This is a genomic window from Neorhizobium alkalisoli (assembly GCF_002968635.1).
GTDB lineage: Bacteria > Pseudomonadota > Alphaproteobacteria > Rhizobiales > Rhizobiaceae > Neorhizobium > Neorhizobium alkalisoli.
The window spans coordinates 103237-128181 of the sequence record NZ_PVBN01000015.1 but is presented as its reverse complement, the minus strand read 5'-3'; the positions used below and the strand labels follow the sequence as shown (position 1 = coordinate 128181).

Sequence of the window (24945 nt, the reverse complement as noted above, 5' to 3'; positions counted from 1 at the left end):
TGCCGGCGGGCTGTAGAGTGGACCGCGCCCGTTTTTGACGTGAGCGCGGAGTGCTGGAAGGAAAGTGATATGAGCAAAGTCAGCGGCAGCAACGGCGGCGACTCGAAGAATACCCTGTATTGCTCTTTCTGCGGAAAGAGCCAGCACGAAGTCCGGAAGCTGATCGCCGGACCGACCGTATTCATCTGCGATGAATGCGTCGAACTGTGCATGGACATCATCCGCGAAGAGAACAAGACCTCGATGGTCAAGTCGCGCGACGGGGTTCCGACGCCGCAGGACATCATCAAGGTTCTCGACGAATACGTCATTGGCCAGAAACAGGCCAAGCGCATCCTGTCGGTCGCGGTGCATAACCACTACAAGCGCCTGGCGCACGCCTCCAAGGGCGGCGACGTCGAGCTTGCGAAGTCGAACATCATGCTGGTCGGTCCGACCGGCTGCGGCAAGACCTATCTTGCCCAGACGCTCGCCCGCATCATCGACGTTCCCTTCACGATGGCCGATGCCACGACCCTGACCGAAGCCGGTTATGTCGGTGAAGATGTCGAAAACATCATCCTGAAGCTTCTGCAGGCCGCCGACTACAATGTCGAGCGCGCCCAGCGTGGCATCGTCTACATCGACGAAGTGGACAAGATCTCCCGCAAGTCGGACAATCCCTCGATCACCCGCGACGTGTCGGGCGAGGGCGTTCAGCAGGCGCTTCTGAAGATCATGGAAGGCACGGTTGCCTCGGTTCCGCCTCAGGGCGGCCGCAAGCATCCGCAGCAGGAATTCCTGCAGGTCGACACGACGAACATCCTGTTCATCTGCGGCGGCGCCTTTGCCGGTCTCGACAAGATCATTTCCGCCCGCGGCGAAAAGACCTCGATCGGCTTCGCCGCGACGGTTCGCGCCCAGGACGAGCGCCGCGTCGGCGAAGTGCTGCGCGAACTCGAGCCGGAGGATCTCGTGAAGTTCGGCCTGATCCCGGAATTCATCGGCCGTCTGCCGGTTCTGGCGACACTGGAAGACTTGGACGAGGATGCGCTGATCCAGATCCTTTCCGAACCGAAGAACGCGCTTGTCAAGCAGTACCAGCGCCTGTTCGAGATGGAAGATGTGGAGCTGACCTTCCACGAAGACGCTCTGCGTGAAATCGCCAAGAGGGCGATCGTCCGCAAGACCGGTGCTCGCGGCCTTCGGTCGATCATGGAAAAGATCCTGCTCGACACGATGTTCGAGCTGCCGGCTCTGGAAGGCGTTCGCGAAGTCGTGATTTCCGAGGAGGTCGTTCGCGGTACTGCGCGTCCGCTCTACATCTATGCGGATCGCCAGGACGAGAAGGCCAACGTTTCCGCCTGATCCCGCATGATCCGATAATCACCTTGAAGAGGCCCCACTGGGGCCTCTTTTGCTAAGCAGCATGGCCTTCTTGTTTTTGATTATTCCACGATTTTTCCATGGCGAATAATTGCACGATATTCGCCTTGCATTAGAAACGGTGCGGGAAGATCATCGTTGTTACGGGTGCTTCGTTTTGTTTGCGATTGCAGAAGCAGATTGCTGGTGATCGCCTCCCGTACTTGGGGTTCTGCGTAAGCGTTTGAGTTAATGCGCGCTTTGCAATAGCATTGTCATAATCCTCCGCGGCAGCAGGCTTGCAAGGCTTGAAATCGATTTTCAAACACTCCACTTTGGGCGGGAGTGAAATACCTGGGTGATTTGCCCGGTGCGTTTCCCGGAAACGGGACGATGGAAAGGAAATGAAATGACGAATTCAACGTCTGCGGCATCTGGCGGCGAAACCTATCCGGTGCTGCCACTGCGCGACATTGTGGTCTTTCCGCATATGATCGTGCCCCTGTTCGTCGGACGGGAAAAATCCATTCGTGCGCTTGAAGAGGTCATGGGGTCCGACAAGCAGATCATGCTCGTCACCCAGATCAATGCCGGCGACGATGATCCCGAACCGTCTGCGATCTACAAGGTCGGCACGGTCGCCAACGTGCTGCAGCTCCTGAAGCTTCCCGATGGCACCGTGAAGGTTCTTGTCGAAGGCCGCGCCCGCGCCAAGATCGACGGCTATACCGATCGGGAAGAGTTCTACGAAGCAAAAGCCGATGTCCTGGCCGAACCCGACGAGGATCCCGTCGAGGTGGAGGCTTTGTCGCGCTCCGTGGTTTCCGAGTTCGAAAACTACGTCAAGCTGAACAAGAAAATCTCCCCGGAAGTGGTTGGCGCTGCAAGCCAGATCGAGGACTATTCGAAGCTCGCCGATACGGTCGCCTCGCATCTTTCGATCAAGATCACCGAGAAGCAGGAAATGCTGGAGACGGTTTCCGTCAAGCTGCGTCTCGAAAAGGCGCTCGGCTTCATGGAAGGCGAGATTTCCGTCCTGCAGGTCGAGAAGCGAATCCGCTCGCGTGTAAAACGCCAGATGGAGAAGACCCAGCGCGAATACTACCTCAATGAGCAGATGAAGGCGATCCAGAAGGAACTCGGCGACGGCGAGGAAGGCCGCGACGAGATGGCCGAACTGGAAGAGCGCATCTCCAAGACCAAGCTGTCCAAGGAAGCCAAGGAAAAGGCCGATGCCGAGCTGAAGAAGCTCAGGCAGATGAGCCCGATGTCGGCAGAAGCCACCGTCGTGCGCAACTATCTCGACTGGCTGCTCGGCATTCCGTGGGGCAAGAAGTCGAAGATCAAGGCCGACCTCAACAATGCCGAGAAGATCCTCGAACTGGATCACTTCGGTCTGGAAAAGGTCAAGGAACGCATCGTCGAGTATCTCGCCGTGCAGGCTCGCGCTACCAAGATCAAGGGCCCGATCCTGTGCCTCGTCGGCCCTCCGGGCGTCGGCAAGACCTCGCTCGCCCAGTCGATCGCCAAGGCGACCGGCCGCGAATACGTGCGCATGGCGCTCGGCGGCGTTCGCGACGAAGCCGAGATCCGCGGTCACCGCCGCACCTATATCGGCTCGATGCCCGGCAAGATCATCCAGTCGATGAAGAAGGCGAAGAAATCCAACCCGCTCTTCCTGCTCGACGAAATCGACAAGATGGGCTCGGATTTCCGCGGCGATCCGTCGTCGGCACTGCTCGAAGTGCTCGATCCGGCTCAGAACTCGACGTTCATGGACCACTACCTGGAAGTCGAATACGACCTGTCCGACGTGATGTTCATCACCACGGCGAACACCCTCAACATTCCGGGTCCGCTGATGGACCGCATGGAGATCATCCGCATCGCCGGTTACACGGAAGATGAGAAGCGCGAGATCGCCAAGCGTCACCTTCTGCCGAAGGCGATCAAGGAACATGCTCTGCAGCCGAACGAATTTTCGGTCAGCGACGATGCCCTGATGGCGATCAGCCAGCAGTACACCCGCGAAGCCGGCGTTCGTTCCTTCGAGCGTGAGCTGATGAAGCTCGCCCGTAAGGCGGTCACCGAGATCATCAAGGGCAAGACGAAGTCGGTTGCCGTCACGGCCGCCAACATCTCGGATTACCTTGGCGTACCGCGGTTCCGTCATGGCGAAGCCGAGGGCGAGGATCAGGTCGGCGTTGTTACCGGTCTTGCCTGGACGGAAGTCGGCGGCGAGCTGCTGACGATCGAAGGCGTGATGATGCCGGGCAAGGGCCGCATGACGGTCACCGGCAACCTCAAGGAAGTCATGAAGGAGTCCATCTCTGCAGCGGCATCCTATGTCCGTTCGCGTGCGGTTGACTTCGGTATCGAGCCGCCTCGCTTCGACAAGTCGGACATCCACGTCCACGTTCCGGAAGGTGCGACCCCGAAGGACGGCCCATCCGCCGGTGTTGCCATGGCAACCGCCATGGTGTCGATCATGACCGGCATTCCGGTTTCCAAGGATGTCGCGATGACCGGCGAAATCACCCTTCGCGGCCGTGTGCTGCCGATCGGCGGCCTCAAGGAGAAGCTGCTCGCGGCTCTCCGTGGCGGCATCAAGAAGGTTCTGATCCCGGAAGAAAACGCCAAGGATCTGGCTGAGATTCCGGACAACGTGAAGAACAGCATGGAGATCATTCCGGTTTCCCGCATGGGCGAAGTGATCCGTCACGCGCTCGTTCGCCAGCCCGAGCCCATCGAATGGGACGGCACCGTGGAAACGCCGGTGATTGCAACAGTGGAGGGCGTCGACGACGTTGGCGCCGCGATCGCGCATTGATCGACAGCCTTCCGTTCATGCGAATTTGGCACTGACCACTGAAAAAGCCGGCTTAAAGCCGGCTTTTTTTGTGAAAACTTTCGTAGACCCCTTGTTTTTCAGGCGATTGCGGAGCTTTTGGGTTGCCAAGGCCGGACGGAAAACTATTGTCGGCCCCGAAATACATGAGTCGTTCCAAAACCGTTGAAAGGGGTGGAAACATGAACAAGAACGAGCTGGTATCCGCAGTGGCCGAAAAGGCTGGCTTGTCCAAGGCCGATGCCGCATCCGCTGTTGATGCCGTTTTTGAGTCCGTACAGGCTGAACTGAAGAAGGGCGGCGATATCCGTCTTGCCGGTTTCGGCAGCTTCTCCGTTTCCCGTCGCGAAGCGTCCAAGGGTCGTAATCCTTCGACCGGCGCTGAAGTCGACATTCCGGCACGTAACGTGCCGAAGTTCTCGGCCGGTAAGGGCCTGAAGGACGCAGTCAACAGCTAACGCGCTGCCTTTCAGGCACCCGTACAGTCTCGAACAAGAAAAGGCCCGGGTTTCCGGGCCTTTTCCTTTTGATGGTGCTGTCATCTGCCTGTCACGCATGTGGCCCACAAGCCATCTGTTCGTTTTAAGGACAGGAGGGGCTTCCCATGACATTTTCATTTCGTGCCGCCATGACCGCCGCGCTGCTGGCGTCGGTCGCAGTGCCGGCCAGCGCCGAGCAGGTGTTCAATCGCATTGCATCCTTCCCCGTTGCCAGCAATCTTCCTGCCGATAAGGACAAGAAGGCAACGACATCGGCAGAGATCATCACCGCCAGCGAAGACGGCAATACGCTCGTCTATTCCGACAGCCCGCTCGGCGCGATCGGTTTCATCGACATCACCGATCCCAAGGCGCCGAAGGCACTCGGCGTGCTGACTTTCAAGGGCGAACCGACCTCGGTTGCGGCCGTCGGCAAAAAGGTTCTTGCAGCCGTCAACACCGGCGAAAGCAAGGCGAAGCCGACCGGCATGCTCGCTGTCGTCGACATCGCTTCGAAGAAAGTCGATCTGACCTGCGATCTCGGCGGCCAGCCAGATTCGATCGCAATCTCCAAGGACAAGACCTTTGCGGCAATCGCGATCGAAAACGAGCGCGACGAAGAGGTGAACGGCGGCGCTCTCCCGCAGATGCCGGCCGGCGACCTCGTCATCGTGTCGCTCAAGGACGGCACTGCCGACTGCGCGTCGATCAAGCATGTCGATCTGAAGGGCATTGCCGAAGTCGCGCCGGAAGATCCGGAGCCCGAATTCGTCGCCATCAACGATGCCGGCGAAATCGCCGTCACGCTGCAGGAAAACAACCATATCGCCATCATCGACGGCCAGACGGCCAAGATCGTCGGCCACTTTTCCGCCGGCAAGGCCGATCTGGACGGCATCGACAACAAGACCGACGGCCAGCTTGCCTTTACGGGCAAAGCCGAAGGTGTGATCCGCGAGCCGGACGCCATCAAGTGGCTCGACAACAACCGTCTCGTCGTCGCCAATGAAGGCGACTGGAAGGGCGGTTCGCGCAGCTTCACCATCTTCGACCGCAGCGGCAAGGTCCTTTACGAATCCGGCGCCTCGCTGGAGCGCGAGATTGCCCGCATCGGCCATTTCCCGGAGGGCCGCGCCAAGTCGAAGGGCATCGAGCCTGAAGGCATGGAATTTGCCACCTTCAACGGTCAGAAATACATCTTCATTCTTTCCGAGCGTGCGTCCGTCGTCGCCGTCTACAAGGATAGCGGCGCCGAGCCGCAGCTTGCCCAGCTTCTGCCGTCGGGCGTATCGCCGGAAGGCGCCGTCGCCATTCCGGGCCGCAACCTGCTCGCCACGGCCAATGAGGCCGATCTTGGCGAAGATGGTCTCGCCCGTTCGCATGTCATGATCTACCAGCTCGCCGAAGGGCAGCCGGCATATCCGACGCTCGTCTCCAAGGATGTCGACGGCAAGGTCGTGGGCTGGGGCGCGCTTTCCGGTCTCGTCGGCGATACCGAGAAGGACGGCATTCTCTACGCAGTCAGCGATTCCGTCTACAACATGCAGCCGTCGATCTTCACCATCGATACGACCAGGAAGCCTGCGGAGATCACCAATGTCCTGCGCGTGACCCGCAACGGTCAGGTGGCGCAGAAGCTCGACATTGAAGGCATTGCGCTCGACGGCAAGGGCGGCTTCTGGCTGGCGTCGGAAGGCGACTCGGCAAAGCTGACCGGTCACGGCCTCTACAACGTCAATGCCAAGGGCGAGATCAAGGCCGAAATCGGCCTGCCTGCCGACCTTCTTGCCGGCGAAACCCGTTTCGGCTTCGAAGGCGTCACGACCGTCGGCTCCGGTGATGATCTGACGCTCTGGATGGCGATCCAGCGCGAATGGAAGGACGACCCGAAGGGCACCGTCAAGCTCGTTTCCTACAAGCCGAAGTCAAAGGAATGGGGTGCCGTCCGTTACCCGATCGAGAAGGCCGAGGCCGGCTGGGTCGGTCTTTCCGAGATCACCGCGCATGGCGACCATCTGTACATCATCGAACGCGACAACCAGATCGGCGACAATGCCAAGCTGAAGAAACTCTATCGCGTCGCGATCGCCGACCTGAAGCCCGGCAAGATCGGCGGCGAGCTGCCGGTGGTGAAGAAGGAAGAGGTCCACGACTTCATTCCGGATCTGAAGTCGGCAACCAGCGGCTATGTGGTCGACAAGCTCGAAGGTTTCGCCTTCGACAAGTCGGGCAAGGCCTTTGCCGTCACCGACAACGACGGCGTCGACGATTCCTCCGGCGAGACGTTGCTCTTCCCGGTCGAGTTGAAGGGCACGAACTGAGCGTCTATGGATGCTTGGACAAGAAAGGCCGGGCCTCGCGCCCGGCCGTTTATGGAGATGATACGTTGCCTGCCCACATAGAGCTGGCCTCCGCGACGCGTAAGCCGCTTCTGAGAGGCTTTCTTTCCGAGTACCTCGCGGAGGGCGGCTCCGGCTCCGACTATCCCTATTTCGAGGCCTATTGGGAGGAGGTCGAAAGCCGCTGGCCCTATCTGATCCTGCAGGATGGCCACCCCGTCGGCTTTACCTTCGTCAACACATGGTCCGCATCGGGCAGGGGTACGGATTTCTCCATCGCCGAGTTCTATATCGTTCCGAATGCACGGCGAGATGGCATTGGACGCGGTGCCGCGACGGCAGTTCTTCACACGCATCCCGGTCTTTGGGAGTTGAGCGTCATGGCATCGAACGCGCCCGCTCAGGAGTTCTGGCCCCGCGTGATCGAGGCTGCCGAAGGACGGGACGTGGAGCGGATACAATCAGACAGCAAGGCGATTTACCGGTTTACCATTGGCCGATAGGCGGCCGCGAGATAGGCCCCGACCCCTTGGTCGGATATGCGGGTAAAAGTGGAGTCCGCCGGTGAGGGGCGAGCCTCCAGTTCGATCTGCTACCAGCGCTGATGCACGTGCGGGGCCACCAGCCGTGCATAGATTTCCTTCGTCGCGGTCATCACGTCGGCGGAGATCGCGGCAAGCTCCGCGGCGGCCGCGTTGCCCCTGGCCTGCTCCACATTGCGCGCCCCGGGAATGACGACAGTCACCGCTTCGTTCATCAGGATCCATTTGAGTGCGAATGCGGCCATGGAAGCGCCGGCCGGCACGAGCTTGCGCACACCCTCGACCGCTTCGAGGCCCACTTCGAAGGGCACGCCTGCAAAGGTCTCACCGAGATCGAAGGCCTCGCCATGACGATTGAAGTTGCGGTGGTCATCCCTAGCAAAGGCGGTCTCGCGGCTGATCTTGCCGGAGAGCAGCCCGCTTGCGAGCGGCACGCGCACGATGACGGCAACGTTCTTTCGCTTGGCTTCCTTGAAAAACAGGTCGGCCGGGCGCTGCCGGAAGATGTTGTAGATGATCTGGATGCTGACGACATCTGGATATTCGATTGCCTTCAGCGCCTCCTCGACCTTCTCGACGCTGACGCCATAGTTCTTGATCTTGCCGGCGTGGCGAAGATCGTCGAGGGCGCCGAAAACTTCCGGGCGGTAAAAGACTTCCGTCGGCGGGCAGTGGAGCTGCACGAGGTCGAGGCTGTCGACTTCGAGGTTCTTAAGGCTGCGGTCGATGAAGTTTTCGAGATTGGCCTTGGTATAGCCGTCCGCGACGTGAGGGCTGAGCCTGCGGCCGGCCTTGGTCGCGACCATCGGGCGGGCACCGCCTCGGGATTTGAGCACGTTGGCGATGATCTTTTCGGAGCGGCCATCGCCATAGACGTCTGCCGTGTCGATGAAGGTGACGCCGGCGTCAAGCGCAGCTTCCAACGTGGCCTTGCCGTCCGCCTCGCTGATATCACCCCAGGAGCCGCCGATCTGCCAGGCGCCGAAGCCGACCTCGCTGACGTTGAAGGATGTGCGTCCGAACGGGTGGTTTCTCATAATGTCCTCCTGAATGGCCCTATCCACAGGATATGGCGCCTTGCGCTTTCTTCGTGCCCGGCATTTGCCTAAAACACCTGTTCCTATGGAGCAATCAAAACAAGCGATTCGATGAGTTCTTTCCGTTTCATCCATTCCGCCGACCTTCATCTCGGCAGCCCGTTTCAGGGGCTGGCGACGAAGGACGCGGCGATTGCAGAACTTTTCATCGAGGCAAGCCGCAAGGCGTTCTCGGCGCTGGTCGATCAGGCAGTCGAGCGCAGGATAGATTTCTTCATCGTGGCCGGCGACGTCTATGACGGCGACTGGAAGGACAACAAGATCGGCCTGTTCTTCAACCGGGAAGTGGCGCGGCTGGAGCGCGCCGGAATTCCGGTCTTCCTGCTGAAAGGCAATCATGACGCCGAAAGCGTCATCACCAGGACGATCACGCTGCCGAAGAATGTCAGCGAATTTCCGGTCAACAAGCCCGGGACGTTCCGGCTGGACCACCTGAAGGTGGCGCTGCACGGCCAGGGTTTTGCCGAACGTTCGGCAAGTGAAAACCTCGCAGTTGCCTATCCGAAGCCGGAGCCTGGCTGGTTCAACATCGGGGTGCTCCACACCTCGCTCACCGGGCGCGAACCGCATGCGCCCTATGCGCCTTGCTCCGTCGAAGACCTGCGCTCCCGGGGCTACGACTATTGGGCGCTCGGCCATGTCCACGATTTCGAGATCGTTTCCAGCGACCCGCTCATCGTTTTCCCCGGCAATCTGCAGGGCCGCTCGATCCGTGAACAGGGTGCCAAGGGCGCTGTCCTGGTGACGGTCGAGGATGGTCACATGGTCTATGAGCGCATCATCACGGATTTTGCACGCTTCGCCGAACTTGCCGTGGAGATCGATCCGGATGACAACATCCCTGCCATTCTCCGCCGTCTGGAAAACACCCTGGATACGACTGCGGAAAGGATGGAGGGCCGCCCGCTGGCCCTGCGCATTCGGCTGACCGGCAAGAGCCGCTTCCGCAGCGAATTGAAGGCGCGTGCCGACGATTTCCGGGACGAGGTGCAGGCTGCCTGCCACCGCTGCCATGAAGATATCTGGCTGGAAAAGCTCGATGTACGCGTGGAGCCGGTGGTGAACGGTGCTGCGGTATCCATGGACCTGCTCGGTCTCGAAGGACTGGTTCCCATGGGTACGTTTTCGTCCGAACTCATCGCGGACGCTGATGCGCGGATCGCGGAGATCGCTTCGCGTCTGCCGAGCGGTATCGGAGCTGGCGATCTGCCGCTCGACGATGACGCAGCGGCGCTATTGGCGGAAGCTCGTGATCTTCTCCTTGCACGCGCGGCGAGGGCTTGATGCGTTTCGATCGCCTCGACATTCTGCGTTACGGCGCGCTCACGGACCAGGTGCTGCCATTCCGGCCCGATGCCAGCCTTCATGTGATCTACGGACCGAACGAAGCGGGAAAATCATCAGCCCTATCGGCAATATCGGATCTTCTGTTCGGCTTTCCCAACGCGGCGGAATATAGCTTCCTTCATGATCCGGCGTCATTGCGGGTGGGGGCGCAGATAGTTGCCCGCGATGGGCAGATGCTTTCATTTCGCCGCAGGCGAGGCCGCAAGAATACCCTCCTGACCGCGAGCGAAGGTGAGGAGGCCTTGCCCGAGGATATCCTGGCGCGCTTCCTCGGCACGCTCTCGCGTGAAGTCTTCGAACGTGCCTTCGGTCTTGATTCCGCTTCTCTGCGGGCTGGCGGAGAAACGATGCTGAAGAGCGGTGGGGAGATCGGCAGCCTGCTGTTTTCGGCAGCCTCGGGACTTACCGGACTTTCGGATCTGCGCAGGCAGCTCGAGGCAGATGCGGACGGCATCTACGCGCCGCGAAAATCGAAGGACAGGCTCTTCTACCAGGTGCTCGACGCGCACGAAGACGCCCGCAAGGGCGAGCGCGACAACGAGCTGAAGTCGACCGACTGGAAGAAGTTGCTGGCTGAACAGGCCGAGATCGAGGCCGATCTGAAAGCGGTTCAGACGCAACGGGAAGAAACCAAACGTGCCCTGGATCGATTGCGCAGGCTTATGCGCCTCGAGCCGGTGCTGCGTGAAATCGATCGTGAACGCGCGCTTCTGGCGCAATACGAGGTGCTGGAAGGGATATCGGCCGATTTCGAGGAGCGGCTTGCACGCGCGCTGGAGGCGGCCCGCCAAAATGCGGAGGCGAGGCATCTGGCCGAGACGGAAGCGTCGAGGCTCAACGATGAGATCAAGGCCATCCACGTCGATGAGGTCTTGATCGCAGCAGCGCCGAAAATAGTCGCCATGCATGCTCAAAAGGGCGCGTACCTCAACGCGAAAGAGGATATCGCCAGGGTCCGGCATGAGGTCGACGGTTTTGACATGCGGCTTTCCCAAGCGGCGCGGCGCCTCGGTTTTGCAGGGCTCGACGTTCTGCAACGGGCCCAGCCGACCGACGCCGACCTCGCCCGCCTCAAGAGGTTTGCGGATGAAGGGATGGAGCTTGATCGCGGCCTGAAGCTGCACCGCCAGCAGCTCGAAGATGCGCAAGACGTATTGCGTCGGTTGGAAAGCGACGGGCCGAATGGGCGGCTGATCGACCCGAAACCTTGGGCCGACCAGCTTGCGGCGCTGCGTCCCGAGATCGGTGAACTCTCGAACGTCGAGTCTTTGAAGGTGCGTGTTTCGCGGGCGGAAGCCGATATTGCTGCCGCTTGCGCTCGCCTCGATCCGCCGGTTAAGGATATTGCCCGCCTTCTTTCCGCACCTCTGCCGGATATAGCGACCCTGACCAAACACCGGGGCGTTATTGAAGCGGCGAGAGCCGAAAGCGTGAAGGCGGCGCAAAAGCTTGCGGCGCTGCGCGAGGAGGCGAAGGTGGTCGGCGGCCAGCTCGCGGTACTGGAAGGCGAGGGGAGGATCGTTTCCCGAGAGGATATCGCCACCGCCCGGGCACGGCGCGACGAGCTTGTCGACGCGTTGGGCGGAAAACCTTCCGCGGATACGTTGAGCGAGGTGAGGAACGCAGTCAGGGAGGCGGACGGCCTTTCCGATGCCGCACTTTCAGATGCCGAACGGGTTTCCCGGCACGCCCAGCTTTCCTTGAGGCGGAGGGAGCTCGAACAGGCGACTGACGCGGCCGAACTGGCCGCCAGGGAAGCGGAGATTGCAGCCTCGGACGCCGTTACCGAATTCGAAGATCTTTTTCACGCCGCCCCCGTCCTGCCTTCCAACCCGGAGCGGATGATCGAATGGCGCCGTGCCGTGGACCGGATCCTTGTGCTGTCCGAGACGCTGGATGAGGCAAAGGACGAGTTCGAGACGCTGCGGATCAAGGAAGAGGGGCTGAAATCCGCTCTAACGGCGATCGCAGAGGCGATCGAGCCTGCCTCTGGCGCTCTGCCGTCGATCGCACTTGCGCGTTCGCTCGACCGTCGGATCGGTGAAATCACCGATCGTTGGAATGAAAGCCGGTCACGCGAGGGCAAGCGTCATTCCGCCCAGGAGGCGCTCGACAAGATGGAGGAGCGGGAGGCCGAACTGCGCCGTGATATCCAGCGCTGGCGCACCGATTTTGCCAACGCCGCCGTCCTCACGGGACTTTCTGAGGACGCGACGGTGGACATGGCTTTCGCATTACTCGAAGTGTGGCGAACTGTACCTGACCTTTTGTCTGAACGGGAGAACCGCGACCGCCGCGTACGCGGAATGGCGCGCGATATGGAGAATTTCGAAGGCGAGGTCAGAGCAATTTGTAGCGACGTCGCGCCGGACTTGGCCGCTTTGCCCGCCGATGTCGCGGCCGGCATGATGAACGAGCGAGCGATGTCTGCCAAGGCGGAGGAGAATCAACGGCACCTATTGTTGGCTGCGCTGGAGCGTGCCGAATTGATATCGGCAAGGCTTTCCGAGGAGGCAGGCGATCGCCAAGCCGAACTGGAACAATTGGCCGAATTGGCGTCCAAATCCGTTTCCGATCTGCCGGCCGTGCTTGAGGATCTGCGGCAGCGCAGCCGCATTGAAGCGGATCTTCGCCAGTGTCGCACACGGTTTATCGAGCAGGCGGATGGCTCCGATGAGGACGAGGTACGCGCCGCTCTTGTAGAGTTCGACCGGATAGCGGCGGAGCTGGCAATCGAAAGTCTGGAGGCGGAAGACGATCGGCAGGTGGATCGCATTTCCGCCCTGCGGACTGCCGAGGCCGACAATCTTCGTCGCCGCCGGGAACTGGAGGCCGGGATAGGCGCCGAACGCGCCGTTTTCCAGAAGCTTGCTGCCGAGCAGGAGGCGAAGGAACTTGCGCGGCGCTGGGTGGTGCTGAAGCTTGCATCAAACCTCCTGGCGAATTCGATGGAAGCCTATCGGGAACGGCAGGCCGATCCGGTAATGAAACGGGCCGGGCAAATCTTTGCCGATCTCACGGGAGGGCGCTTCTCCCGTTTGGTGCAGGTTTACGACGAGAAAGACGAATTGCAGCTTGCCGTGGAACGCAGGACGGGCGAGCAGGTGGCGCTTCCAGGGTTGAGCGAGGGGACGGGCGACCAGCTCTATCTGGCGCTGCGTCTTGCATTCCTGGAGGACTATTGCAGCCGCAACGAACCGGTGCCGCTCATCCTGGATGATATTTTTCAGACCTTCGACGACGAGCGCACGGCAGCCGGCATTCGTGTGCTCGCGGAAGGGGGCAAAGCATTCCAGACGGTGCTCTTCACGCATCAGACGAGCTTGGTAGACATTGCCCGGCGGGAGATCGGAGATCGCCTGGATCTCATCCAGTTGGAAAGACTTTAGGATGCGGGCAGGGGCTTGGGCGGCCCGTTCGAGACCAGACACCCGATCGGCATTCGGTAGATCGGTCTGAGATTCTTGTCGGGCGAGGGCGGTGCGGGTTCGCCACAAGCGACTTTCGGCGGTCGCGGGAGAACAAGCAGGTTGTGGCGCCGATCATCCATCATTTCCCGGCTGAACGTCAGTCGATAGTTTTCGAGCACGGAGGTGAAATCTTCACGTCTCGAGATCTTGTTTGCGAGGTAGTCTCGCGTTTCCCGAGTGATCGCTATACCGAAGCGATCGATGATCGCCATCGTTTCGTCGGCAACGGCTCGCTCGACGAGCGGATCGGTAAAGCTGAGCTTGATTCGAAAGCTCTGAAGCACATCTGGCAAACTGCCTCTGGCTTGAACGAACAGGGATGCAGGTTCCGTTGCCGTGCCGAAGCTCTCAAAGAACAGGCATTCCCAGTCATCGTTCGCGCTTGTAAATTCGGGAGCGGCATCCCGCTCTGCACCCACCTTGTCGCAGCGCTCCTCGGGGGAAAGGAACGTGTTCTTTTCGAAGAGGGCGCTACGTTCGAGCCTCGTCCTCAGCAGCCAGGGCGGATAGCGGTCCGCGGGCTGCAACTGCCGCTGCCTGTCGACACGCAGATCCGGCGGTGGCGGCGCAGGAAGAAGATATTCTTCCAACCCGAATTTGCGGACCAGGCGCTTGTAGTTTCGTCCATCGTTGACCAAAAGTACCGTCGCGGCGAGTCCTGCCAGGATCACCACCAGGAACACGCCGAAGACAAAAACGGCCGAGCGCTGCTTTCGGCGCTGATCGGCAGGTGTCACGATGTTTGGCTTGTCCTCTTTCGGCATCAACTTCATTTCCGACCGAGGGAAATCCCTTCGGTGGTCAAGGCGCATAACATATTGCCGAGCCGCTCGGAACCGTTTCTCTCAGCCCGCTTAACCCTGAGGCTAGTAAGCTGTTTGGCATCAAAAATAACCGTCTCCAATGCCGGCTTCTGGGCTCTGCATTAACCAAATCATTTAAAAGGCATTTAACTCAACTTGTTTAGGTTCAGGGACGGATATTAGGTTATTGGCGACTATGGCCTTAAAAGCGCACAGATATTTTATTTTGGGCAACCGTTAGGAATCCTTCTTGTTGTTCGGTGCCTGCTGTGCTTTTCAGGGGCAGCCGGATTCATGGAAGATGTGTTGTGCTGAATCGTCGGCAGATGGCATCGGTGCTGACTTGGAGTGTCGGAATTTGGTTCGAGTGACTGCGATCATGATCTGTGCGGTGCTGGCGGGCTGTCAGGGCGTCCCTGGCGAAGGTCCGATGGCTTCCGCCATCAATGCTGACAGCGGCCGGTCGGGAGCGGAAATAGGCCGGCTGAATGCGGCCGTGTTCGAGGTCGTGGATGTGGATGGCCGTTCGGCACGTCTGGTATCCGACTACGTATCCACGGCTCTCAAAAGACGCTTCGGCTTCGGCGGTGGCGGGGCTGGCAGAGCTGTCATTGGCGTGGGCGACCAGTTGAAGGTGACGATCTTCGAAGCCGGCGCGGACGGCCTGTTCTCCACCAGTGAATCGAAGCAGACAAATCTCGATGTCGTCGTGCAGCCCGATGGAACCGCTGCCATTCCTTATGTCGGCTCCGTACGTTTCGTCGGCAAGACGCTTGAGGAAGCACGTCAGGCTATTTTGGCTGCGTTGGCAAGCAAAGCTGTTGAGCCGGACGTCATCGTATCCAGCCTCAATACGCCATCGAGAAGCGTGACCGTGTCCGGGGCTGTCGGCAAGTCTTCCCAGATTCCGTTGAATCTGACCGGTGAGCAGATCACGGACGTGATCGCCAAGGCGGGTGGGCCGGTTGCTCAGCCTTACGAGAGCTATGTGACCCTCGTGCGCGGCAGGCGCACCGGCACAGCCTTGCTGAAGTCGATCATCGATAATCCGTCGGAAAACATCTACGTTCAGCCCGGAGACCAGGTCTTCGTCACGCGCGATCCGCGCACATTCACCCTTCTCGGTGCGATCAAGGGCAATTCGCGCGTTGAATTCGGTTCAAATGACCTTAACCTCCTGGAGGCGGTCGCGCTTGGAGGCGGTGGTAACGACAATACCGTCGATGCTGAGGGCTATTTCCTTTTCCGCTATGAAGAACCGGACGTGGTCCTCGGGCTTGTCGGTCAGCAGCGTCTGGATGCGCTCCTGCGCAAGGGCATGCAGCCGAACAAGGACGGGCGCTATCCGATCGTCTATCGCTTCAATATGAGAAACCCGGACAGCCTCGTGGTTGGACAGACTTTCCCGGTCAAGAGCCGTGACGTGATCTATGCTTCGCGGCATATGTCGGTCGACTTTACCAAATTCTTGGGCATTGTCGGCGCTCCGATCGGGATCGCTTCTCAAGGGGCGAGCGCCGCGTACAACATCCAGCGGTTTAGTAATTAATTATTTGGTTCGATAGCGGTCGCCATCCCGTCGACCGATCTGCGTCGGGAATTGGCGGTAAAGCCGCCTGACATGCTGAAAAGCGCCTTTATCGACAGGGCAGTTTTTGCAACGGCATGGATAAGCCAGATTTTTGAGTGACAACTTTCGATAAGTATGTTGTTAGAAGGATCTGGCGAAGGAGGTTTTTAATCGGCTCGCCGGGACTAGATGCGACAAAATTCGAGTGACCATGACGATCGAAATCATCGGCAGGGCCAGTGTTGCCCCAGGCGCAAATTCTGTAGATGACTTGCAGAAGGTTCTGCGCGAAGGGCGCTGCACGATCACTCAAATACCAGCCGATCGCTGGGATCGCGCCCGCTTCTGGCATCCGGGGCAGGGTGTGCCGGGCAAGACCTACACTTTCGCGGCTGGTGTTCTTGATGACATCTATGCTTTCGATCCGGCAGCCTTCGGGCTTTCGCAGCGCGAAGCGATGCAGATGGACCCGCAGCAGCGTATTCTCCTCAATCTCGTGTGGCAGGCACTCGAGGATGCCAATCTGCCGGTAAGCAAGCTCGCGGACGAGCGCGTCGGCGTCTATATCGGCGCATCCAGCCTTGAAAGCGGAAACCTGCTTTCCGAAGACCCGGCCGCAGGCAGCCCGTATTTCATGACGGGCAATACGCTGTCGATTGTTTCCAATCGCATTTCGCACATCTTCGGCCTGAAGGGGCCGAGCATGACGATCGACACGGCCTGTTCCTCATCGCTGGTCGCGCTGGACCAGGCGGTTGCCGCCCTGGAAAAAGGCGATATCGACACTGCCATCGTCGGCGGCATAAACCTGCTTGTCCATCCCCTGTCGTTCGTGGGTTTTGCCCAGGCGCGCATGCTTTCCCCGGAAGGGCTTTGCCGGGCCTATGACACCAATGGCCACGGCTATGTGCGCTCCGAAGGTGGCGTCGCGATTGTTCTCCGCCGCTCGGACAAGGCAAAGCGGGAGCGGGACCGCAGTTACGCCACGCTCCATGCTGTGGCAGTCAATTCTTCTGGCCGCACGAACTTCATCAGTTTGCCATCGCGCGAAGCCCAGGCGGCGCTTCTGCAGTCGATCTATGAAAACAGCGCCATCGATGTGAACCGCATCGCGTTCATCGAAGGGCATGGTACGGGCACACGCGTCGGGGATCCGGCCGAGGTTTGGGCGATCGGAACGGTGATCGGGAAGCGGCGGCGCGCGCCGGTGCCGCTCGGTTCGATCAAGACGAACATCGGCCACACCGAACCGGCTTCCGGTCTGTTTGGTCTGTTGAAGGCGATGATTGCGCTTCAGAACAATTTCCTGCCGGCCTCTCTTCATATCGAAAAGGTCAACGAGGACATCGACTTCGACGGGCTGAATGTCCGCGTCAATACCTCCGCCGTAAAATTGCTGCCTGCCAAGGAAATCCGCTTTGCGGGCGTAAATTCCTTCGGTTTTGGTGGGACGAATGCGCATGTGGTGATCAGTGATCCGGAGCGACTGGCTCCTCTCGACCCGCCGAAGGGCGAAAGCTCCCTTTTCGTTGCAAGTGCCCATACGACGTCCGCATTGTCGCGACTTCTTGAAGAGTACCGCGAGCGTCTTTCCGCCGCAGCACCGGATCACGCTCGCCGCGTCATCAGCGCCACAGCGGCCAACCGGGAGACGCTTCGCCATCGCTTCGCTGTCGAGGCCAAGGACAGCGAAGGCGTCCTGCGGGCGATCGAGGCGCATCTGGATGGGGAAGCTTCCCAGGGAGAGCGGGGCGAAGCGCCATCTCAGGCCGCAAAAATCGCCTTTGTCTTTTCCGGGAATGGTGCTCAGTGGGCCGGAATGGGTGTCGAGGCCTATCAGGAAAACCGTCATTTCCGTCAGTGTTTCCAGTCTTTCAGTGCGCTCTTCGAATATCATCTCGGCGAGAAGCTCACGGATCTGCTCGTTTCCCCCGATCTAGCTCTGAGGCTCGGCGACACGAAGATTGCTCAGCCCTTGCTGTTTGCTGTCCAGGCCGCGCTTTCGGACTGCCTTGTCGCGCTTGGCGTCAAGCCGGAAGTCGTGTTCGGTCACTCCGTGGGTGAGATCGCGGCAGCCTACGCTGCAAAGGCGCTTACGGCCGCCGAGGCCGTTGCGATCGTGGCGAAGCGGTCGAGGTATCAGGATCTATTCGCAGGTCAGGGCAAGATGGCGGCTGTCGTCTTGAACGACGAGGCCGCGCTTGCCTTTGCCAAGACGCATGGTCTCGATAACATCTGTGTCGCTGCGATCAATGCTCCGAATTCGGTGACCATCTCCGGTCCGACAGAAGAAATCCAGGCGTTTCGCGACGCCGCCCGAAAGGCGCAGATCGTCGCGCATGTCCTGGACATCAACTATCCCTTCCATCATCCGATCATCGACAGCGCCAAGGACGCCTTTCTTGCCGATCTGCCGCAGATCGAGCCGGAGGCCGGCGTCTACACCTATATTTCGACGGTCACTGGCACGACCCAGGACGGCCGCGGACTGGATGCCGAATACTGGTGGCATAATGTTCGCGAACCGGTCCTTTTCAAATCCGCCGCCGAGGCCGCGTTGGAGATGGGCTGCAACCTCTTCATAGAGATATCGCCAAGGTCGATTCTTGCGAATTACGTCAACGATATCGCGAAGAACCAGTCCGCGCAGGCCGTGGTGACGGCGACGCTGCAGCGCGAGACGCCGGTGTCGGGCAGAGACCCGGTTGCCCAGTCTTTCGCCCGCGCTGTCGCGAACGGCGCCTCGCCGCTTCAGTCCCGCCACAGCGGCAAACGCAACGCCGCCGTCGATCTGCCGAGCCTGCCGTTCGAGCCGATGGATTTGAGGACGCCGGCGACAAGCGACGAAATCGATCTCTTCGGCCGCAACGGCAGCCAGACCTATACCCTTCTTGGCTGGCGTAGCGATCCCAATGCTTCCCATTGGAAGAATCACATCGATGCCCGGCTGTTCCCGGATCTCGCCGAGCATGTGGTGGATTCGCGTCCGATCCTGCCCGGCAGCGGCTTCATCGAGATCGCCGTGACGGCAGCGCAACGCTACTACGGTACCGATTCAGCCGAGATTTCCAACCTTGAGATCGTTCGGCCGCTGGAACTGCGTCAGGATCGGATCGTGGAACTGTCGACATTGCTGTCGCCGGAGACCGGTGACATCGAAATCCGTTCCCGCGAGCGGCTCAGCAATGATGACTGGACCGTGCATGCGATTGCCCGTAGCCGTCACTCCATCGGCTGCGAAACCGACAAGCCGATAACCCGCCCGGCCGGCGAAGAGAGTAAACTGGTAACGGCCGAGTTGGCCTATGGGACGGCGGAGCGCTTCGGCCTTCAGTATGGCCCTCGGTTCCAACTTCTTTCCAGCGCAGAGGCTTTTGGACGCACGTTCATCGAGGTCAACCTGAAGCCAGCCGACGCGCCGGCTCATCCCTTTGTGGAATATAACCTCAACCCCTTTTCGGTGGATGCCGCCTTCCACGGTCTGGTGGCGCTGTTCGACCAGCTTTCCGGCAATGAAGGGGGCTCCCCTTATATTCCGGTCCGTTTCGGCTCGATCCGGGTAACCGGAAAAAAGGGCCCGATCGCCAAGGCATTGATCGAAATCGAGCGGTTTAGCGGCTTCTCCATCAAAGTCCGCTTTCAGATGCTGGACGCAGCCGGCGACGCCGTAGCAAGTTTTGATGACTGCCGCTTCCGCCGTACGTCGCTGCGCCGTCATCACACCTTGGCTTCGGTGGCGTTCCACTACGAAACCGTGCCGGCTTCGCTGCCTGCATCGGAAAGAGACCCGCAGGTCGGCATGGCCGCAACGTTTGGCACTGTTCCAGTCGGTGCGACCGACAATGCGACATTGCTTCTCGATGCCGCGATCTATCGGGCATGTCATGAAATTGCGGCGATGCTGGCCGACCACCGGGGCATCGTTTCCGCACGGCGGCTGCCGGGTGACACGGCGCTTCGCTCGTTCCTGACCAACTGCCTGTTCATTCTCGAAGATGCAGGCATTGCGACGGCCGATGAAGGCGAGTGGCATATCCCCAAGGAATTCACGCTGCCGCCGGTAAGCGAAATTCTGCAGGAGGCCTGTCGGGAAAACGCTGGCCGCGTGGCGGAGGCGGTTCTCGTCAACGACGCCTACAGGACGATCATCGAGCGACTGTCCGTGACGGCGCTGCGCGATGGCGCTGAACCGGCCGAATGGATCGATGCCGTCAGTGAAGCGACGCTGGACCACGTCCTCGTTCATTCGCCTCTGGCGGAAAGACGGCTCTCAACCGCTATCGAGGCTGTCGAGGGAGCTCTTGCCGCCGGGAAGGGACGCATTCGTCACGTCCTGGAGGTTGGCACGGCGTCCGTGGCCTTCAGCCGTCGCCTGGCGGCAATTGTCGCTGAGAATGGTGCCTCGCTGATCATCGCCGAGCCGCGCGAGAGCGTCCGTCGAACACTAGAAATCGCCTTCGAACAGGATGTCCATGTCGTTCTGCCGGAAGTTGAAAAACTGGTCGGGCATCCGGTGGCCGACTTGGTCGTATCCGCAGGCACGCAGAGCCAGGTCCTCTTGTCGAGCCACGAAGGGGTGCGGGCCGCAATCCGGTCCGCGTCGGAGCGGGGTGCAACTCTCGTGTTTGCTGACCGCGCTCCATCTGCATTTAACGACTTCGTATTCGGTCAGGCGGAAGATTGGTTCGCAGGTAGCCAATCTGCGGATTTCCCGGTCGGTCAGCTTGGCACCGCGGCTCAGATAGAGGACATGATCATCACCCTCGGCTTCGAAAAGCCGCAGGTGGAGGAGCGGGCTTGTCCGGAAGGAGCGCTGATCCTGGTATCGGCCGAAGCGCCGGCGTCTGTGCAGCAGGCAGCGCCAATTGCGTCCTCCGGTTCCATAGTAATGCTGAGCGAATCCCCCGACCGCGCCATTGCGGTGGGCGGTGCAAAGATCGAAACGCTCGATGTCGAGGCCGACGGAGCAGCGCTTGCCGAAGCGTTCAGGCGAGCCGAGGGACAACAGCTCCGACTCGCCTATGTTGCCGAGCGGAAGGGAACACGGGACGCTTCTGCGCTGGAGCAGGACCGTCTGCGCCGGCTGGGACTTCTGGCAGAAACATTGTCGGCCCACCTTCGGGATGTCGCCGCGACTGCTGAAAAACCGCAGCTTGTCATCCTGGCTCCGGGGGGGGGCGCCGTTGGCGGCGGAGCGCACCGATGAGGTTAATGCCGGCCTCTGGACTTTTGCCCGTGTCCTGCAGAACGAATACGATACCTTCGATGTCCATCTTCTGGATGCCGAAACCGAGGGTGTCGCCACGTCCTCGGTTTTGAGCCAGGTGTTTTCCGCGTCGACAGCCAATCGCGAGTGGATGCTGGTCGATGATCGCCTTCGGGAAGTTCGCGCAGCAGTCGGCCCGTTCCCGTCCTCCGATGTCGTGCTTTCCGATTATTCGGCGGCGACCATCCGGCAGCTCGTCAGCGGCCGTGTGGACAGCATCGCCTGGGAAGAATGCGATCTGCCGAGAGCGGACAAGGACGAGGTTGTCATTGCTGTCGAGGCGACCGGCCTCAACTTCCGCGACGTTATGTGGGCCATGGGCCTCCTGCCGGAGGAAGCGCTGGAGGACGGTTTTGCCGGCGCTACCATCGGCATGGAGCTGGCCGGACGCGTGATCGAGGTGGGAGCAGCTGTAACTGACCTGAAGCCCGGCGATCGGGTCATGGGCATCGCGCCGGCTGCCTTCTCTAGCCACGTTCGCGTTCGCCGCGATGGCGTCACAAAATTGCCGGAGCGAATGGATTTTGCCGCCGCAGCAACGGTCCCGGTTGCGTTCCTGACGGCCTATTATGCGATGGTCCATCTCGGCCATATCGAAAAGGGCGAAACGATTCTCATCCACGGCGCCGCCGGTGGCGTGGGCCTCGCGGCGTTACAGATCGCGAAATTGAAGGGCGCAACCGTGATTGCCACCGCCGGTACGGTGGAGAAACGGCGTTTCCTGGAGGCACTCGGAGCCGATCATATCTTCGATTCGAGGTCGCTGGATTTTGTGACCCGTATCCGCGGCGTCACCAACGGCGAGGGCGTCGATCTCGTCCTGAACTCGCTGTTCTCCGAGGCCATGGAACGAAGCATCGAACTGGTGAAACCATTCGGCCGTTTCCTTGAACTCGGCAAGCGCGATTATTATTCCGACCGCAAGATCGGGCTGCGGCCGTTCCGGCGCAATATCAGCTATTTCGGAATCGACGCGGATCAACTCCTCGTCAACCTGCCAGCTGTCACCAAGAAGATCTTTGCAGAGATCGGGCGTCTGTTCGCCGATGGAAAGCTGGCGCCGCTTCCCTATCGCGCCTTCGGCCACGACGAGATCGGCACCGCCTTCCGTCTGATGCAGAATGCCGGGCACATCGGCAAGATCGTTGTCCGGCCGCCGGTTTCGGGCAAACACAAGGTTCTGGCAGCGGCAGGAAAGCCTTTGCGCTTCTCGGCTGAGGGCATCTTCCTGGTTGCGGGGGGCATCGGCGGGTTCGGCCTGTCGGCCGCAGACTGGCTGGTAGCCAAGGGTGCCCGACGTATCGCGCTCTGCTCGCGCCGCGGTGTCGCGGACGAGGAAACGACGGCGGCGATCGCAGAATGGCAAAAGAAGGGTGTCCACGCGACGGTTCATGCCTGCGACATCACGGACGAAGCGGCAGCCAGCTCGCTGCTTGAGCTTCTTCGCTCTGAGGCGCCTCTGAAGGGCGTCATTCATGCGGCGATGGTGCTCGACGACGCATTGCTCTCGAACCTGACGCCCGAACGAAACAAACCGGTCGTAGACGTGAAGGTGAGGGGCGCCGAAGTCCTGCACCGCTTGACCTCCAAGGACGCTCTGGAGCTCTTCCTGCTCTTCTCTTCTGCAACGACGATGATCGGCAATCCCGGCCAGGCGAACTACGTTATTGCCAACGGCTATCTGGAGGGGCTCGCGCGCAAGCGGCGTGCCGCAGGTCTGCCGGCGCTCGCCGTCGGTTTTGGTGCAATCGCCGACACCGGCTTCCTCGCTCGCAATGCCGAAGTCAACGAGATCCTTGCCAAGCGGATCGGCAAGACGGCCATGAAGGCGCGTGATGCGCTGGAGCAGGTCGAGCGCTATCTCGTGGCGGATACCGGAAGCATCGACGCGGCGGCGGTGATGATTGCTGAACTCGACTGGAATGCTGTCCGCATGTTGCCGATTGCCAAAGGCGCGATCTTCGAGACGATCGTCCGCCAGGCCGGCAGCGGCAATGCTGTTGCCGATGGCGATACGGTCGATCTGGAGGAGCTGATCCACGGCAAATCTGCCGAAGAGGCGCAGCAGATCCTTCACAAATTCGTCGCCGGCGAGATTGCGGCGATCTTGCGGGTGACTGAAGACACCATCACGCCTGACAAGGTGCTCAAGGATATCGGCCTCGACAGCTTGATGGCGATGGAACTCGGAATGGGCTTCCAGCAGAAGACCGGATTCGATATTCCATTGAGCGGCGTTGGGGACGACACGACCGTGGGTGACGTCGTGACGCGCTTGCGTGAACGTGTATCGAAGCACACTGACGAGGCGGAAGATGCGGCCGAACCTCAGAATGAGGTGGTCGACCGGCTGGTGAAGAGCCACTCCAACACCCAGCCGCAGAAGGCAGCGACGCAGTGATGAAAAAAGGTCCGGACGACGAAATTTCCGCTGGCCTCGGCGTGGAGGGAAAGCGTGGTCTGCTGGACAAGATGCGTCAGGCGAGCGAATCGTCCGGGCGCAATCGCGCAGCCCGGTTGAACCGGCAACCCGCGCCTGCAGTCCGCCAGGTCCTGCGCTTTGACGAGCTGCCGGAATATCAGCGCGTGCATGTCCAGCGGATGGCGGGCGAAATGATCGGCGTTGCCAATCCTTTCTATCGCTCGCATGACAAGGCAGCCGGCGCGACCACGGAAATCGGCGGGCACGAATTCATCAACTTCGCATCGTATGACTATCTGGGAACCAACACCGACCCACAGACGACGGAGCGGGCAAAGGCGGCCATAGATCGCTTCGGGATTTCGGCCTCGGCGAGCCGCCTGGTTGCCGGCGAGAGACCCGTTCATACCGAGTTGGAGGCGGACCTTGCTTCCGTCTACGGCGTTGATGCCGCAGTCTGTTTCGTAAGCGGATATCTGACGAATGTTGCTGCGATAAGCTGTCTCATGGGGCCGCTGGATCTGGTGATCCACGACGAATTCATTCACAACAGCGCATTGGCGGGCATCAAGCAATCCGGCGCGACACGGCGCCTCTTCCGCCACAACGATATGGACAATCTGGAGTTTGTGCTCCGGACACTGTCTTCCGATTTTCGACGGATCCTTGTTATCGTCGAGGGTGTCTATTCCATGGACGGCGATGTTGCCGATCTGCCGGCGCTGATGGAATTGCGTTCTCGTTACGGCTTCTGGCTGATGGTGGACGAAGCCCATGCGCTCGGCGTGCTGGGCAAGACCGGGCGCGGGACCTTCGAACACTTCGGTACCGATCCCCGGGATGTCGATATCTGGATGGGAACGCTCTCCAAGACGACGTCGAGCTGCGGGGGATATATTGCCGGCTCGCAGGCGCTTGTCGACGTCCTGAAGGCTGAGGCAGGCGGGTTCGTCTACAGCGTCGGACTGGCCCCCGTTCTTGCGGCGGCAGCGCGTTCGGGTCTGGATATCCTGCGCACCGAGCCGGAGCGGACCGAGAGGCTGCATCGCAACGGCGCGCTGTTTCTCAAATATGCCAGGGAAGCGGGCCTCGACACCGGGCTCAGTCTGGGCTTCTCCGTCGTGCCGGTCATCGTGGGCGATTCGCTTCGCGCCGTGCAGCTTTCCAATGAACTGCTGGAGGAGGGGATCAACGTTCTGCCGATCATCCACCCTGCGGTGCCGGAGGGTATGGCAAGGCTGCGGTTTTTCATTACCTGCGATCACACCGAAGAGCAGATCCGCCATTCGGTGGAGGTTACGGCCCGCAGGCTCAAAGATTTGAAGGATCGCAATTTCGGTCTGGCCTCGCTCGATATGGACAAGGTGATGAAGCTTTCTCCGTTGTTCCAGACGACTGGTGAAGCTTAGGTCGCGCTG

General features: G+C 60.3%; 11 protein-coding genes and 1 pseudogene. 10 read left to right on the top strand and 2 right to left on the bottom strand.

The features are described from left to right. Nucleotides 1–69: 69 nt before the first annotated feature. The 5 genes from clpX to C5L13_RS25640 all read left to right on the top strand — a co-directional run bounded on the left by clpX (nt 70) and on the right by C5L13_RS25640 (nt 7513). Nucleotides 70–1347, top strand: coding sequence for an ATP-dependent Clp protease ATP-binding subunit ClpX (gene clpX / locus C5L13_RS25660; RefSeq protein ID WP_105371980.1), 1278 nt, complete (start codon nt 70–72; stop codon nt 1345–1347). A 406-nt stretch (nt 1348–1753) separates the two neighbouring features. Next, entirely contained in the window at nt 1754–4174 is a 2421-nt protein-coding gene (gene lon / locus C5L13_RS25655) for an endopeptidase La (protein ID WP_105386105.1), read from the top strand. A gap of 200 nt (nt 4175–4374) precedes the next feature. After that, entirely contained in the window at nt 4375–4650 is a 276-nt protein-coding gene (gene hupB, locus C5L13_RS25650) for a DNA-binding protein HupB (RefSeq protein ID WP_105386142.1), read from the top strand. Nucleotides 4651–4796: 146 nt separating this feature from the next. Next, entirely contained in the window at nt 4797–6992 is a 2196-nt protein-coding gene (locus tag C5L13_RS25645) for an esterase-like activity of phytase family protein (RefSeq protein WP_105386104.1), read from the top strand. 65 nt (nt 6993–7057) lie between these two features. Continuing rightward, a complete protein-coding gene (locus tag C5L13_RS25640) occupies nt 7058–7513 on the top strand; it encodes a GNAT family N-acetyltransferase (protein ID WP_158693532.1) in 456 nt (151 codons plus the stop codon). An 89-nt stretch (nt 7514–7602) separates the two neighbouring features. On the opposite strand, the gene C5L13_RS25635 is transcribed toward C5L13_RS25640, so the two are convergent. Continuing rightward, nucleotides 7603–8589, bottom strand: coding sequence for an aldo/keto reductase (locus C5L13_RS25635; protein WP_105386102.1), 987 nt, complete (start codon nt 8587–8589; stop codon nt 7603–7605). A gap of 111 nt (nt 8590–8700) precedes the next feature. On the opposite strand from C5L13_RS25635, the gene C5L13_RS25630 reads away from it, so the two are divergent. Together C5L13_RS25630 and C5L13_RS25625 are read left to right on the top strand one after the other, a co-directional pair. Then, entirely contained in the window at nt 8701–9933 is a 1233-nt protein-coding gene (locus C5L13_RS25630) for a metallophosphoesterase family protein (RefSeq protein WP_105386101.1), read from the top strand. Further along, on the top strand, nt 9933–13385 hold the full coding sequence (locus C5L13_RS25625; protein ID WP_105386100.1) for an ATP-binding protein: 3453 nt from the start codon (nt 9933–9935) through the stop codon (nt 13383–13385). The genes C5L13_RS25630 and C5L13_RS25625 overlap by 1 nt, the downstream gene beginning before the upstream one ends. Here the strand turns inward: C5L13_RS25625 and C5L13_RS25620 are convergent. Further along, nucleotides 13382–14230, bottom strand: a complete 849-nt coding sequence (locus tag C5L13_RS25620) for a DUF6030 family protein (protein WP_105386099.1) — start codon at nt 14228–14230, stop codon at nt 13382–13384. The two genes, C5L13_RS25625 and C5L13_RS25620, sit on opposite strands and share 4 nt — an antisense overlap. 397 nt (nt 14231–14627) lie before the next feature. On the opposite strand from C5L13_RS25620, the gene C5L13_RS25615 reads away from it, so the two are divergent. The 3 genes and pseudogenes from C5L13_RS25615 (at nt 14628) to C5L13_RS25605 (ending at nt 24936) form a co-directional block, all read left to right on the top strand. After that, nucleotides 14628–15818, top strand: coding sequence for a polysaccharide biosynthesis/export family protein (locus C5L13_RS25615; RefSeq protein ID WP_170117328.1), 1191 nt, complete (start codon nt 14628–14630; stop codon nt 15816–15818). Nucleotides 15819–16050: 232 nt separating this feature from the next. Further along, nucleotides 16051–23506: pseudogene (locus C5L13_RS25610) on the top strand (type I polyketide synthase). Beyond that, a complete protein-coding gene (locus C5L13_RS25605; RefSeq protein ID WP_105386097.1) occupies nt 23506–24936 on the top strand; it encodes an aminotransferase class I/II-fold pyridoxal phosphate-dependent enzyme in 1431 nt (476 codons plus the stop codon). Before C5L13_RS25610 ends, C5L13_RS25605 begins: the two are co-directional and overlap by 1 nt. The last annotated feature ends 9 nt before the right edge of the window (nt 24937–24945 follow it).

Excerpts from the sequence above, each read along its gene's own strand:
- C5L13_RS25635 (WP_105386102.1), bottom strand. The coding sequence starts at position 8,589 with ATGAGAAACCACCCGTTCGGACGCACATCCTTCAACGTCAGCGAGGTC.
- C5L13_RS25605 (WP_105386097.1), top strand. The coding sequence starts at position 23,506 with ATGAAAAAAGGTCCGGACGACGAAATTTCCGCTGGCCTCGGCGTGGAG.
- C5L13_RS25630 (WP_105386101.1), top strand. The coding sequence starts at position 8,701 with ATGAGTTCTTTCCGTTTCATCCATTCCGCCGACCTTCATCTCGGCAGC.
- hupB (WP_105386142.1), top strand. The coding sequence starts at position 4,375 with ATGAACAAGAACGAGCTGGTATCCGCAGTGGCCGAAAAGGCTGGCTTG.
- C5L13_RS25645 (WP_105386104.1), top strand. The coding sequence starts at position 4,797 with ATGACATTTTCATTTCGTGCCGCCATGACCGCCGCGCTGCTGGCGTCG.
- C5L13_RS25620 (WP_105386099.1), bottom strand. The coding sequence starts at position 14,230 with ATGCCGAAAGAGGACAAGCCAAACATCGTGACACCTGCCGATCAGCGC.
- C5L13_RS25625 (WP_105386100.1), top strand. The coding sequence starts at position 9,933 with ATGCGTTTCGATCGCCTCGACATTCTGCGTTACGGCGCGCTCACGGAC.
- lon (WP_105386105.1), top strand. The coding sequence starts at position 1,754 with ATGACGAATTCAACGTCTGCGGCATCTGGCGGCGAAACCTATCCGGTG.
- clpX (WP_105371980.1), top strand. The coding sequence starts at position 70 with ATGAGCAAAGTCAGCGGCAGCAACGGCGGCGACTCGAAGAATACCCTG.